Annotated in this window: 15 protein-coding genes; 3 read left to right on the plus strand and 12 right to left on the minus strand. The window is 71.5% G+C overall.

What is annotated here, in order from left to right:
* Positions 1-162: 162 nt before the first annotated feature.
* Positions 163-1,458, plus strand: a complete 1,296-nt coding sequence (locus tag G514_RS29965; protein ID WP_084152191.1) for a type II toxin-antitoxin system HipA family toxin — start codon at positions 163-165, stop codon at positions 1,456-1,458.
* A gap of 142 nt (positions 1,459-1,600) precedes the next feature.
* Here the strand turns inward: G514_RS29965 and G514_RS27570 are convergent, their stop codons facing one another.
* The gene (locus tag G514_RS27570) at positions 1,601-2,083 is read right to left on the minus strand and encodes a hypothetical protein (protein ID WP_036565155.1); all 483 of its coding nucleotides are present in this window, start codon (positions 2,081-2,083) and stop codon (positions 1,601-1,603) included.
* Between the two features lie 271 nt (positions 2,084-2,354).
* Here G514_RS27570 and G514_RS0117950 point away from each other — a divergent pair, with 271 nt between their 5' ends.
* A complete protein-coding gene (locus tag G514_RS0117950) occupies positions 2,355-2,696 on the plus strand; it encodes a YciI family protein (protein ID WP_028652883.1) in 342 nt (113 codons plus the stop codon).
* 91 nt (positions 2,697-2,787) lie between these two features.
* On the opposite strand, the gene G514_RS0117955 is transcribed toward G514_RS0117950, so the two are convergent.
* On the minus strand, positions 2,788-3,213 hold the full coding sequence (locus G514_RS0117955; RefSeq protein WP_028652884.1) for a DivIVA domain-containing protein: 426 nt from the start codon (positions 3,211-3,213) through the stop codon (positions 2,788-2,790).
* A gap of 163 nt (positions 3,214-3,376) precedes the next feature.
* Positions 3,377-4,279, minus strand: coding sequence for a hypothetical protein (locus G514_RS0117960; protein WP_028652885.1), 903 nt, complete (start codon positions 4,277-4,279; stop codon positions 3,377-3,379).
* Between the two features lie 230 nt (positions 4,280-4,509).
* Between G514_RS0117960 and G514_RS0117965 the strand changes: the two genes are divergently transcribed.
* The gene (locus G514_RS0117965) at positions 4,510-5,850 is read left to right on the plus strand and encodes an ABC1 kinase family protein (RefSeq protein WP_028652886.1); all 1,341 of its coding nucleotides are present in this window, start codon (positions 4,510-4,512) and stop codon (positions 5,848-5,850) included.
* A 15-nt stretch (positions 5,851-5,865) separates the two neighbouring features.
* Here the strand turns inward: G514_RS0117965 and G514_RS0117970 are convergent, their stop codons facing one another.
* The 9 genes from G514_RS0117970 to G514_RS0118010 all read right to left on the minus strand — a co-directional run bounded on the left by G514_RS0117970 (position 5,866) and on the right by G514_RS0118010 (position 13,001).
* Positions 5,866-6,339, minus strand: a complete 474-nt coding sequence (locus tag G514_RS0117970; RefSeq protein ID WP_245582257.1) for a GNAT family N-acetyltransferase — start codon at positions 6,337-6,339, stop codon at positions 5,866-5,868.
* An 11-nt stretch (positions 6,340-6,350) separates the two neighbouring features.
* Complete coding sequence (locus tag G514_RS0117975; protein ID WP_036565156.1) at positions 6,351-6,833, minus strand: DinB family protein; 483 nt, start codon at positions 6,831-6,833, stop codon at positions 6,351-6,353.
* Positions 6,830-7,576 carry a VOC family protein gene (locus G514_RS0117980; RefSeq protein ID WP_028652889.1) on the minus strand — a complete coding sequence of 249 codons (747 nt, stop codon included), beginning with the start codon at positions 7,574-7,576 and terminating at the stop codon, positions 6,830-6,832. Before G514_RS0117980 ends, G514_RS0117975 begins: the two co-directional genes overlap by 4 nt.
* Positions 7,573-7,965, minus strand: coding sequence for a hypothetical protein (locus tag G514_RS0117985; protein WP_028652890.1), 393 nt, complete (start codon positions 7,963-7,965; stop codon positions 7,573-7,575). The genes G514_RS0117980 and G514_RS0117985 overlap by 4 nt, the downstream gene beginning before the upstream one ends.
* Positions 7,962-8,597: an IMPACT family protein gene (locus G514_RS0117990; protein WP_157544957.1), complete on the minus strand. Its 636-nt coding sequence runs from the start codon at positions 8,595-8,597 to the stop codon at positions 7,962-7,964. The genes G514_RS0117985 and G514_RS0117990 overlap by 4 nt, the downstream gene beginning before the upstream one ends.
* Entirely contained in the window at positions 8,594-9,373 is a 780-nt protein-coding gene (locus tag G514_RS0117995) for a sulfite exporter TauE/SafE family protein (protein ID WP_028652892.1), read from the minus strand. The genes G514_RS0117990 and G514_RS0117995 overlap by 4 nt, the downstream gene beginning before the upstream one ends.
* Positions 9,374-9,383: 10 nt before the next feature.
* Positions 9,384-9,659 (minus strand): CBU_0592 family membrane protein, encoded by a 276-nt coding sequence (locus G514_RS0118000; protein ID WP_036565157.1) that lies wholly within the window; start codon positions 9,657-9,659, stop codon positions 9,384-9,386.
* Between the two features lie 458 nt (positions 9,660-10,117).
* Positions 10,118-10,930 (minus strand): spermidine synthase, encoded by an 813-nt coding sequence (locus G514_RS27575; RefSeq protein ID WP_245582258.1) that lies wholly within the window; start codon positions 10,928-10,930, stop codon positions 10,118-10,120.
* Position 10,931: 1 nt separating this feature from the next.
* Positions 10,932-13,001, minus strand: coding sequence for a vWA domain-containing protein (locus G514_RS0118010; protein ID WP_028652894.1), 2,070 nt, complete (start codon positions 12,999-13,001; stop codon positions 10,932-10,934).
* Positions 13,002-13,064 lie beyond the last annotated feature (63 nt).

Consider the following 13,064-nt stretch of genomic DNA (forward strand, 5'->3'; position numbering starts at 1 on the left):
CGTGCTCAAGGGCGCGACCATCGACACCTCAAACGTGCTCGCAGCCCTCAACAAGGTGGACACAGCCAGCGTGCTCAAGGGCGCGACCATCGACAACGCGGACGCGCCGAAGGCGATCAACGCCAGAGTTGAGAAACCGTCGTCAGCACAAGAAGACTCCAAGTGACCCAGAGTGCGTCGCCGCAGGAATACCACCCGCGAACCGAAAACAAGTTGTTTCTTGTCTATAACTCCGTTCTGATCGGGGAGATAACTCGGAAGAAGAATAACAAGTACGCCCTGCGCTATTACGACTCGGTCACCGGGGAGACGTGGTTTACGGCACTATCGATAGGCCTACCGAAAGGCGCGGTTCGACATGATTCGGACCATATCCGGTGGTGGCTAGCGGCTCTGTTGCCTGACCGGCCACCTCTCCTGATGAGGTGGCGGAAAGAATTTGGTGTAACGGATCTCGAGCCATTCGAGCTGTTGAAGTGGGTTGGTGAAGACATAGCAGGCGCGTTCCAACTGGTTCGAGACGAACGCCTCGACACGGTACTCAAGGAGACGCAGAGCCTCACTCCGCTGAGTCATGCGGAAATTGCGTCACGTTTGGCACAAGCGAAAGCCGACATCCCCATAAAGACCAGCAATGGAAGAGGGAGATTCTCTCTTCCGGGCGCTCAGGCCAAGGTAGCGCTTAACCGGACGGCCGGAGAATGGTTCGACCCCGAAGGAAGAACTCCGTCGACCCATATCCTCAAGCCTGCTGTGCCTGGGTACATCGATCAAGATCTTTGCGAGTTCATGACGATGACAGCGGCCCAACTAATGGGACTGGTCGCGGCAGAGTCCGCCATACGTCAGTTTGAGGAGGAGCGCGCGTTCGTTTCGAAGCGCTACGACCGCATCTATGACAGTGAGGCATGGATCCGCGTTCATCAAGAAGATATCTGCCAGGCGATGGGCCGGGATCCATACTTCAAGTACGAAAGTCAGGGCGGTCCGGGCGCAGCCGGGGTGGCGAGGCTCCTACGGGACCACTGCTCGGATCCCGAAACCGACTGCCAACGATTCACTCAAGCCCTGATTTTCAACTGGCTTATCTGCGGCGGCGACGCTCACAGTCGCAATTATTCACTCTTGCTCGTGCGCGACGAGGTTCGACTGGCACCGCTTTATGATCTCAACGGCCAGCTGGCCTTCGGAAGGCCCAGCGAGGTTGACTTAGCAATGTCCATTAACGGAAAGTTCGAAGCTGTCTCGGTGACCACGCGCGACTGGCTTGCTTTTGCAGATCGACTCTTCGTGGACGCCGAATGGCTTGCGGAAGAACTCGCGAGACAAATCAGCGTGCTTCCGGATGTCATAGCGACAACGGCAACTCTTCCCGCTGTCTCGGAATCCTCGTCGAGTATGCCGGGCCGCTACGTGGACGCCGTCGCCGAGTGGTGTATTTCGCGAGCCGACGTATGACAATTAGGTCGAACGCGGCCTAAAGAACTACGGCTACTTGGGAAACGCCGCCCAACAGTACCTCGCGAAGAACCCGTTCGGCTACCGCTGCCACGCCAACACCGGCGTGAAGTTCCCGGCTTGACGCTCTACCGGAGAAGGGTCAGACGACCTCGGTCGCCTCGACCCGCGCGAGCACCTCGTGGAGGTGCTCGCGCATCTGGTCGCGGTGCGCCCGGCCGGTCGCCTGGAGCTCCGCGATCTCGGCCTTGGCCTCGGCGCGCGACTGCTCGAGCTCGGAGCGGATCCGCTCGGCCTCGGTGCGCGCCTCGGCCACGAGCTGATCGGACTCGTCGCGGGCCGCGGCCCTCATCGCGTCGGACTCGGCCTGCGCCTCGTTGAGGAGCTGGTCGGCGTTGCGCGTCGCGATCTCCAGCAGGCGGGCCGCGGCCGACGTGGGATCGCCGCCCGGTGCGACGCTGGGTGCGGTCTCGACCGGGGCCGGCTCGGCGATCTCGGCCTGGATCTCGGCCTGGACCTCGGCCTGGACCTCGGCCTGCATCTCGGGCTGGATCTCGGCCTCGACCTCGGTCGGCGCCACGGCGAGCATCGGGTCGACCAGGATGTCTTCGAAGGTGCTGCTCATCACTCCCCCTGCTGTTGTTGTTCCCGGCTGTCGACCCTGAACGACCGCGCGGCCCGGGCCCGACCGGTGGTGCTTCCCTCCACGGCGGACCCGCTGTGCATGTGTCGGCAAGTGTGTGGTAACGGGTCCTGCCCGTCCTCGGAACGGCGAATTGAGGACATCCTGTGGATTTTGTGGAATTCCTCCGGTGCGTGTCGTATCGGCCGGCGGCCGTTCGTAGCGTGGGTGGAGGCGGGCCACTGAGGTCTGCCCGGAACCCGAGGAGAACCCCATGCCGATGTATGCCATCTACTTCAACCAGCAGTGGGTGGGTGACCACTCCGAGGAGTGGTTCATGGGCCGCGGCCCGCTGGCCGCGGCGGCGGTCAACGAGATCAAGGCGGCCGGTGACTACGTGTTCGCAGGCGGGCTCGTAGAGGAGCTCGAGGAGGCCTTCAGCGCCGACGCGACCAGCGGCGAGCTCGTCTTCACCGACGGCCCGTACGCCGAGACGAAGGAGTGGCTGGGCGGGATCACGATCGTGAACGTCGCCGACAAGGAGGCTGCCAAGGTGTGGGCCGGCAAGATCGCCGAGGCGTGCGGCTGGCCGCAGGAGGTGCGCGAGATCAAGTAGCGCACCGGCGCGTCCCGGACGACGTTCGTCCGCCGCCCGTGCTCACGTGAGCCCATGAGCGAGCACGGGTGGCGCCCGACGGCGCCCGGTCCTAGGAGCCTGCTGAGTCGGTCTCGACCCTCGCGAGCATCTCCTTGAGGTGCGTCTGCATCCGCTCGCGGTGCTCGCGCTCGGTCTCGCGCAGGCCGGCGATCTCGTCGTTGGCGCGGGTGCGCTGCTCGTCGGCCTCGGCGCGGATGCGCTCGGCCTCGCCGCGGGCCTCGCCGAGCATGCGGTCGGCCTCGGCGCGCGCCGTCGAGGTCAGGCGCTCGGCCTCGGCCTTGGCCTCGTTGAGCAGCTCGTCGGCGTTGTTGGCCGCGATCTCCAGCAGTCTGGCCATCCCGCCGGAGCCCGAGTCGGGTGCGGGGGTGTCGGGTGCGGGCGTCTCGGCGGCGGGTGCCGCACTCGACTCCTCGGGGTCGCCCGGCTCGCCGGACTCGCCACGCTGCGCCATCAGCTCGTCGTAGGCACTCATCATGCTCCCCAAGGGTGTTCCCCGGCCTCGCGCGCTGGTCGGCGCAGGGATCCGGGCCCCATGACCTCTGGCGGCACGGACGTGCTGCCAGCTGTGCGGTCGTGATCAGTGTGATCCGTGGTGGTGGAGTTGTCCAAGGCCAACACGGCAGAAAATCCGTCGCCGATCAGCCGACCTCGGTCGCCTCGACCTCCTCGGGCTCCACGTCGACCAGCTCACGGATCCGCTCCTGGCGCTCCTGACGCGCCCGCCGGAGCCGCTCGATGTCCTCGTCGATCCGCGCGCGCGACTCGTGCAGCGCGTCCTGCACCCGCTGCGCCTCGCGACGTGCGGCCCGGCGGAGCTCCTCGGCCTCGGCGCGTGCGCGCGAGGTCAGCTCGGCCGCCTCGGCCCGGGTCCGCTCGAGGAGGTCCTCGGCGTCCGTCTGCACCTGCTCGAACGTCGAGCGAGCGGCCGCCAGCAGCGCGTCGGCCTCGGCCCGTGCGACCGCCTTGGCCCGGTGGGCGTCGTCCTTGGACTTCGCCGACAGCGACACCGCCTCCGCGGCAGCCTCCGCCAGCACCCGCTCCGCCTCGGCCGTGGCGTCCGCCCTGGCCTGCTCGGTCTCGGCGCGGGCCTGCGCCCACAGCTGGTTGGCGTTGCCCTGCGCGACCCTCCGCACCTGCTCGGCGAGCTCCTCGGCCTGGGTGCGCGCCTCCGACAGCACCTGCTCGGCCTCCTCACGGGCCGTGCCCACCGCCCCGGCGCGCACCTCCTCGGCCTCGTCGCGCGCCTCGGCCACGAGCCGGTCGCCCTCCGACCTGAACTCCGCGAGCAGCTGGTCGGCCTCCGCGCCGGCCGCCGTCCTGGTCCGCTCGCCCTCGGCCCGAGCCTGCGCGAGCAGCTGGTCGGCCTGCGCGCGGGCCTGCGCGATGATCTGCCCCGCCTCCGCGCCGGCCTCCGCGACGAGCTCGTCGGCGTTCAGCGCGGCCAGCTCCAGCAGGCGCGCCACGCCGTCCATCACCGGGTCCGGGTCGAGGCCCGGCCCCGCTCCGGCGTCGAGCGCCGGGTCGTCGTACGTGCTGCTCATGTCTCCCCCCTTCGCGGGCGAACCCGCTCGCGCACACGACTGCGGACCTCGACCGATCGCCCCGAGCTCGGCGGTGGTGCCCTCCACACCGGTCCGCGTGTGCGTCCGAAGAGTGTGTGCGCAGGTCAGAGCATGTGTCCAGGACTTCTTCACAGGTGTCTGTACCGACCTGGTCCAGAACTTGCGTCCGGCGGCGAGGTCGGCTCAGGGCCGTCGGGGAGAATGGTCACGTGGCCGACCGAGACCTCCCCCGCAAGGCCGCCGCCCGTACGGCCCGGCTGGCGGCGCTGCCGCTCGGATACGCCGGCCGCACCGCGATCGGGCTCGGCAAGCGGCTGGGCGGGGCGTCGGCCGAGACGGTGCTGACCGACATCCAGCAGCGGACCGCCGAGCAGCTCTTCCGCACGCTCGGCGAGCTCAAGGGCGGGGCGATGAAGTTCGGGCAGGCCCTGAGCGTGCTCGAGGCGGCGCTGCCGGAGGAGATCGCGGGGCCCTACCGCGAGCAGCTGACCCGTCTCCAGGACGCCGCGCCGCCGATGCCCACGCAGACCGTCCGCGACCAGATCGCGAAGAGCCTCGGCCCCGACTGGCAGACCCAGGTCGTGTGGCTCGACGGCGGCCCCACCGCGGCCGCGAGCATCGGCCAGGTGCACAAGGCCCGGTGGCACGACGACCGCGACGTCGCGGTCAAGGTGCAGTACCCCGGCGCCGGAGAGGCGCTGAAGTCCGACCTGCGCCAGCTCGCCCGGCTGGGGAGGACGGTCGCGCCGCTGGTCCCGGGTGTCGACATCAAGCCCCTGGTGGAGGAGATGCAGGCCCGCGCCGTCGACGAGCTCGACTACGAGCTGGAGGCCGAGGCGCAGCACGCGTTCGCCGAGGCGTTCCGCGGCGATCCCGACATCGTCATCCCGGACGTGGTCGCGCAGGGCCCCGAGGTGCTGGTGACCGAGTGGCTCGAGAGCCCGGCCAGCCTGGCCAGCATCATCCGCGAGGGCACCCAGGAGGAGCGCGACCACTACGGCGAGCTGTTCGTCCGGTTCCTCTTCGACGGCCCGCGGCGCACCGGCATGCTGCACGCCGACCCGCACCCGGGCAACTTCCGCATCCTGCCTCGTGACGACGGCTCGCCCGGCCGGCTCGGCATCCTCGACTTCGGCGCCGTCGCCAGGCTCGGGCCGGGCGGCCTCCCCCGCGCGATGGGCTCGCTGATCCGGATCGCCGCGCTCGAGGACCGCGACGCGCTGCTCGAGGGGCTGCGAGAGGAGGGGTTCGTCAAGGACCGGATCCGCCTCGACCCCGACCTGCTGCTCGACTACCTCTCGCCGTTCGTCGAGCCGACGAAGGTGGAGCGCTTCCGGTTCACCCGCGAGTGGATGCGCACCCAGTTCCAGCGGATCAACAACCCGCGCGAGCCGACGTACACGATCGCGATGAAGCTCAACCTCCCGCCGTCCTACCTCCTGATCCACCGCACCTGGCTCGGCGGGATCGGCGTGCTGAGCCAGCTCGAGGCCGAGGCGCCGTTCCACGCGATCCTCACCGACTACCTGCCGGGGTTCGCGTCGGCCTGACCGGGCCGAGCCGCGTCAGACGAGCGGCAGGTGCATCACGTGCAGGCCGACGAGGCCGTGCGCCGTCGAGTCGAACGCCGCCGGCACCGTCCCGATGATGCGGAACCCGAGCGACTGCCACAGCCGCACGGCCGCGGTGTTGGTCTCGACCACCGCGTTGAACTGGATCGCCCGGAAGCCCTGCTCGCGGTGCCACTGCACGACGTGCTCCCCCAGCCGGCGGCCCACGCCCCGCCCGCGCGCCTCGCCGGAGACCATGAACGACGCCGTGCCGACGTGGCTGCCGCGGCCGGGCCGGTTGGGCCCCATCGTCGCGCTGCCGAGGACCCGGCCGCCCTCCTCCAGGACCACGGTCTGGCCGGGCGGGCGCATCGTCCAGAGCGCGCGGGCCTGCTCGGAGGTGAGGTCGAGCGGGTAGGCGTAGGTCTCCCCGGCCCGCACGATCTCGTCGAAGAACGGCCAGACCTGCGGCCAGTCGTCCTCGGTCATCGGCCGGATGCTCACCCGACGCTCCCGTCGACGGACTGCCGGATGAGGTCGGCGTGGCCGTTGTGGCGGGCGTACTCCTGGATCATGTGCGTGAGGATCCAGCGCAGCGTGAACGACGTGCCGTCGCGCCTCGGCCGGGCGCTCTCGCGCTCGGGGCGCGGGTCGTCGGCCACCGCCGCGCGGGACCGCGCGACCGCGTCGTCCCAGAGTGCCCAGAGCTGCTCGGGACTGTCGTCGGCGGCCGAGTGCCAGTCCCAGTCGTTGTCCGCGTCCCAGTCGACGCCGGCCCACAGCTCGGCCTGCTGGTCGCGGAGCACCCGCCCGAACCACCAGTCCTCGACGAAGGCGAGGTGCTTCACCATGCCGCCCAGCGTCAGGTCCGACGGCGGCAGGGTGCGCTGGAGCGCGTCGCCGTCGAGCCCACCGGCCTTGCGCCGGAGGATCGCCCTCTGCTCGTCGAGGAACGCGACGAGGCTGTCGATCTCGTCGTTCACTCGGGCCGGTCCCCGGGTCGGCGTCGAGTGACGCAGTAGGTCGTGCCGGCCGGGTCGCGCAGCACCGTCCAGCCCTCGAAGCGGCCCTGCACCTCGGCTCCGGCGGCGACGTGCGCGGCCAGCTCGGCCTCGTGGTCGGAGGCCGCCCAGTCGAGGTGCGCGGTGACGACCTCCTGCTCGTCGTCGAGCCGCTGGACCAGCAGCTGGAGGGGCTGGTCGGCGCCGGGCGTGACCCGGCCGAACTCCGAGCCCGGCCTCGGGTCGCGACGCTGCCACCCCGTCAGGGCCGCCCAGAAGTCCAGCTCGGCGTCGTAGCGGCTCGGCGGGACGTCGAGGCACACCTGGTCGACGTACGACGTGTGGCCGTCGGGCCAGGTCCGCGGCGCCGGGCGCACGTCACCGCCCTCCGGGACCAGGCAGAACACGAACCCGCCGGGCGACCGCATGGTCCGCAGGTCGGGGTACGGCGAGTCGAGCCGCTCGGCGCCGAGCGCCGCGGTCTCCTCGCCGGCGGCCGCGGGGTCGGCGACGTGGAGGTCGAGGTGCACCCGCGGGGTGTCCTCCTCGAGCCGCTGGACGCGCAGGTAGTCGGTGCCGGCCGGCGGGACCAGCGTCGCGAACTGCCCGTCCTCGCCGCGCTGCGGCCCGCGCTCGAAGCCGGTCACCCCGGCCCAGAAGTCGGCGCCCGCGTCGTGCACCTCGCCGGGCAGGTCGAGGAAGGCGACCATCCAGAGCGGGGTCACGTGACCGGCGCGCAGTCGTTGCCGCAGCTGTCGGTCTGGTCGCCCGCGAACGCCGGCGGCGGCGGTCCGTCGGCGTGCCGGCGCGGGCGGTGCAGCATCGCGCCGGTCGGCGTGACGCGCACGTCCTCGCCGGCGACCTCGCCGGTGCCGTCGACCAGGAGCGTGAACCCCCGCGGCTCCCGCGGCGGGAACACCAGCGTGACGGCCGCGTTGTCGGCGAGGTTCGCGACCGTGCCCTTGCCGGGCCGCTCGACGACGAGGACGCCGTCGGTGACCTCGGGGTCGACGGTGACAACCTTGACCGCGCCGTCGGTCGTGGTCATCAGGTAACCGGACCCGAAGTCCTCCAGGGCCGCGGCCAGGCCGGCCAGCTCGACGGGGATGCTCATGACTGCAGGCTATCGACCCACCGCTGCCCCACGACGGCCGTGGTGGCGGCCCCTCCGGTGAGCTCGGAGACCGTGGCCACGAGCTCGGGCCCGCCACCGGAGGCGACGCCGAGGCGCAGCTCGACGCGGGCGGCGTGGTCCGCCCCCAGCACGACCACACCCCTGGCCCGGAGCTCGCTCTCGACCCGGCCGGCGTCGGTGTGGTCGAGCGTCAGCAGGTGCTCCTCGACGAGCCTCCGGCGCAGGGTGCCCGCCTCGGCGAGGCCGGCGCGGACGGCGTCGGCGTACGCGCGGGCCAGGCCACCGGTGCCGAGCAGGGTGCCGCCGAACCACCGCGTCACCACGGCCGCCACGTCGCTCACCCCGTGGCCGCGCAGCACCTCCAGCATCGGAGCACCCGCGGTGCCTGCGGGCTCGCCGTCGTCGGAGGAGCGCTCGACCTGCGTCGGCGGCGGCCCGAGCACGAACGCCGAGCAGTGGTGCCGGGCGTCCCAGTGCGCGCGGCGCAGCCGGTCGACGAGCGCACGCGCGCCCGCCTCGTCGTCGACCCGCCGGACCGTGCAGAGGAACCGCGACCGCTTCACCTCGACGCTGGCCTCCGCGTCGCGGGCGACCGTGAGGTAGGACGTCACCACAGCCCGGCGACGTCGCCGCCGATCCGCACGACGAACGCGCCCACGACGACGATGAAGAACCCGCGCACGAACCGCGCGCCACGCGAGACCGCGACCCGCGCGCCGACGTACCCGCCGACGAGGTTGCACCCGCCCATCACGAGGCCGACCTTCCAGAGGACGCCGCCCTGCGGCACGAACAGCGCCAGCGCCCCGAGGTTGGTGGCCCAGTTCGCGAGCCGGGCCTTGGCGGAGGCCTCGAGGAAGGAGTAGCCGAGCAGCCCGACCAGCGCGAAGACGAGGAAGCTGCCGGTCCCGGGGCCGAGCGCGCCGTCGTAGAAGCCGATCACGAACCCCACTCCCAGGGCAGCAGCGAGGTGCTGGTGACCGGCGTACCGCAGCGCCGTCGCCTCACCCATCGTGGGCTTGAGCAGCACGTAGGCGCCCACGACCACCAGCGCCACGAGCACGATCGGCTCGAACGCCGACCGCGGGATCTGGCTCGCCACCGCGGCGCCGGTGAACGACCCCGCGAAGGCCACGACCATCATCGGCAGGAAGGTGCGCGGGTCGGGCCGGATGCGGCGGTAGTAGGTCGCCGAGCTCACCGTCGTGCCGCAGATCGACGCCAGCTTGTTGGTCGCCAGGATCTCGATCGGCGCCGCGTGCGGCAGCCCCACCAGCAGCGCCGGCAGCTGGATCAACCCGCCACCACCGACCACCGCGTCGACGAACCCGGCCGTCACGGCCGCCAGCCCGAGCAGGACCAGGACGGTCAGCGTCGGGTCGTCCATCACCGCCAGCCTAGTGTCGCGCCACCGCGCGCCACCGCGCCCGGGCCAGCCCCACCCCGCCGATCACCACCCACACGAGGTTGAGCGCCGCCGACGGCCACGCCCCGTAGTACGCGGAGTTGACCATCAGCGCGCCGCCCCCGATGAGGTTCATGACCTGGAACGGCAGCCCCGGCCCCTGCAACCGCCCCGCCGTGACGAGTGCGTACGCGCTGATCAACAGCGCCATCCCGATCCAGCCGGCGACGTTGACGACGATCACGGTCAGGTCCACGGAGGAGATCATGGCCTGCCGCCTCGCGTCACGGTGGCTGAGGTGCGAGGAACCCCGGCGACGAGCCTCGAAGCCACCACAAGGAAGGCACCCGCCGGACACCGCTGGTTGAGGAGGTCGCGCAGCGACCGTCTCGAAATCTCGCACGCCGGGGGCTGGGAGGCATCCGAGCTCGATCCAACAGGCGCCAACGCTGCGGAGGTTTCGAGACAGGCGCTAGCGCGCCTTCCTCAACCAGCGGCGCGTGCCGTCGTGGTCGGCCCCCGCTCCCAGGTCACCTGGCAGCGAGGCACCTGCTCGCCCACCGCTGATCGAGCCTGTCGAGATCACCGCAGCGAAGGCACCCGCCGGACCACCGCTGATCGAGCCTGTCGAGATCACCGCAAGGAAGGCACCGGCGCCGAGCAGCTCCCAGCGCGGGCTGCGGCCGTCTCGACAAGCTCGACGAGCGGTGGGCCAGTCCCAGCGCATCATCGAGGAAGCCAAGGCACTCGTCGGCCCGATTGGGCGGGCGGTGACGGCTCCGTGTCGGCGTCGACGAACGGCGCACCGCCGCCGACGGTGTCGCTGACCTGCGTGCCGTCGAGGACGCGGTACGGCGAGGGGCTGCTGGCCGCACGCGCGCGGAGCGCCAGGACGGGGACGACCGATCGCCCCGCGACGAGCAGCAGGTTGCCCGGGCGTCGCGCACGCAAGGTGGCCGGCTCCGCGCTCAGCATCAGCGCCGACAGGGCGGTGCGGACCGCGGCGACCACCCGCCGCGTCCAGGCGAACGGCGCGCCGTCGACGAGGTTGAGCACGAGCAGGCCGTCGTCGGCCAGCACCCGCGCGTACTCCGCGGCGCAGTCGGTGGTCACCAGGTCAGCCGGGACCCGCCCGTCGGCGAAGGCGTCCACGACGACCACGTCGAAGGAGCCGGGCCGGCACCCGGCCAGCCCGGAGCGGCCGTCGACGGGGCGCACCTTGATGCCGCTGCGCTTCGGGAGCGGCAGCTCGCGGCGGACGAGCTCGGTGACCTCGGCGTCGGGTTCGAGCACGACCTGTGCTGAGCGCGGGCGTGTGTGCGCGACGTACCGCGGCAGCGTGAGCGCAGCGCCGCCGAGGTGGAGCACGCGCACCGGCGCGGCGGGAGCGCCCCAGGAGTCGAGCACGTCGCCGATGCGGCGCACGTAGTCGAACTCGAGTCGGCCCGGGTCGGCGAGGTCGACGTGTGACTGGTCGTGGCCGTCCATGCTGAGGACGTAGGCCGAGGCCCGCTCGGTCGGCCGGATCTGGGCGGACACGTCAGTCGCCGACCCAGAACCCCCGGCCGCCGAACCAGTCGCCGTAGCCACCTCGATAGGGCATCGACGTGCCCGGGGCGCCGCGCGACCCGAGGTAGGAGCCGACGACCGCGGCGCCGAGGTCGTCCAGCTCCGGCGCCACCACGCGACCCTCGACGCGCTGGGCCATCGAGTCGATGAAGCGCGCCAGGCCCGGGTCGTCACCGAGGCGGAAGAACGTCGTCTGCGCGCCGAGCCGCCGCGAGTTGTCGAGCTCGCGGACGGCGTAGGCGACGGTGAGCGGGTGGGGCGGGTAGCTGAAGTAGACCTCTCCGTCGGCCTCAAGGTGCGAGGTCGGCTCGCCGTCGGTGACGATCAGCAGGACCGGCTGGGCGTTGGGGTGCTTGCGGAAGTGCCGGTTGGCGAGCAGCAGCGCGTGGTGCAGGTTCGTGCCCTTGTCCCACATCGCGTCGAGCGCCGTGAGCTCCTCGATGTCCATCACCTCGGCGTGCCGCCCGAAGCCGATCAGCTGCAGGGCGTCGCCGCGGAAGCGTGAGCGGATCAGCGTGTGCAGCGCCAGCGCGGTGCGCTTCATCGGCACCCAGCGCCCGTCCATGGCCATCGAGAACGACGTGTCCACCAGCAGCGCCACGCACGCCTGGGTGCGGGCCTCGGTCTCCTGGACCTCGATGTCGTCGACGGTGAGGCGTACGCCGGCGCCGAGGCCTCGGCCCTCGCCGGCGGTGCGCACCACCGCGTTGGTGATCGTGCGGGGCACGTGCCACGGCTCGGTGTCGCCGAACTCCCACGGCCGAGTCGCCCCGGAGAGGTCGCCGGCGGCGCCCGCCCGGCGCAGCTCGCGCTGCCCCTGCCGGCCCGACATCTTGTCGGCCACGTCGCGCAGCAGCGCCTTGCCGAGCTGGCGCATCGCCTTGGGGGTGAGCTGGAGGTTGCCGTCGGAGCCGCGGCGCAGGGTGCCGCCGTCGCGCAGCGCCCGCTCGAGCTCCTGCAGGGTCCGCGCGTCCACCCGGGCGTCCTCGCCGAGCTGGCGCGCCAGCTTGTCGAGGTCGAGGTCGTCCATCCGCGCGCCGCCGTAGGACTGGGAGAGCTGCTCGGAGAGCTGGTCGAGGTCGGCGAGGTCTTGGAACACGCCCGTGCCGTCGCCGAGCCCGATGCCCTCGTCGCCGTCCATCCGCTCGGAGCCCGACCAGTCCTCGCCGGGCCGCAGCGACTGGAGGTTGCTGTCGAGCCGGGCGAGCGACTCCATCAGCGCCGGAGAGCCGAACGCCTGCTGCGAGAGCTCCATCAGCTCGGCGCGCTGCTCGGCGGACATCGAGTTGAGCATCCGCTGCGCGGCCGCCGCGCGCGCGGCCATCGCGTCGAGGAGCTCGTCGAGGTCCTGCGGGTCCTCGGGGAAGTAGTCGCCGTGCTTGGCCATGAACTCGTCGAAGTCGGCCTGCGTGTCCTCACCCCGGTTGCGCTTCTCGAGCAGGTCGTTGAGGTCGCCGAGCATCTCGTTGATCGCGGCGCGGTCCTCGTCGGTGGCGTTCTCCAGCGCCTGCTTCATGCCGGCGAACCGCTGGTCGAGCAGCTCGCGCCCGAGGAGGTCCTTGATCTTCTCGTAGTCCTCGCGGGCCTGCCGGCTCTGCCAGTCGTACGACGACAGCTCGCTCACGGCCGCCGCGACGTTCGGCGACCCCCCCTGTGGATGAGCAGCGTCGAGCTGCATCTCGCGCAGGGTGCGGTCAAAGTCGTCGAGGTCGACGTCGCGGGCGAGCTGCTTGCGCTCCTCGAGCACCGCCTGGTCGAGCAGCTGCCGGATCTCCTCGAGGGTCCCGTCGAGGTTGTGCCGCTGCAGCAGTTCGCGGCGGCGCTCGGCCACCCGGCGGGCCAGGTCGTCGAGGCCGCGCTGGTCGCGGCCACCGCGCCGCAGGAACTCACGCATCGCGCGCTCCGGCGAGTAGCCCGCCATCACGTCCTGGCCGATCGCGTCGAGCGCCTCGGCGATGTCGACCGGCGGGGCGAGGGGGTCGCCGCCCCCGTAGCGGCCGTACCGCGAGCGGGCCTGCTTGGAGGTGTGCCGGTTGCTCATGTCGGGGTCCCCGCGAGAGCGCGCGCTCGCGGCGCGAAGCGCCCCCGCCGAGCGGATTTGTGG

This window comes from Nocardioides halotolerans DSM 19273, from assembly GCF_000422805.1.
Classification (GTDB): Bacteria; Actinomycetota; Actinomycetes; order Propionibacteriales; family Nocardioidaceae; genus Nocardioides; species Nocardioides halotolerans.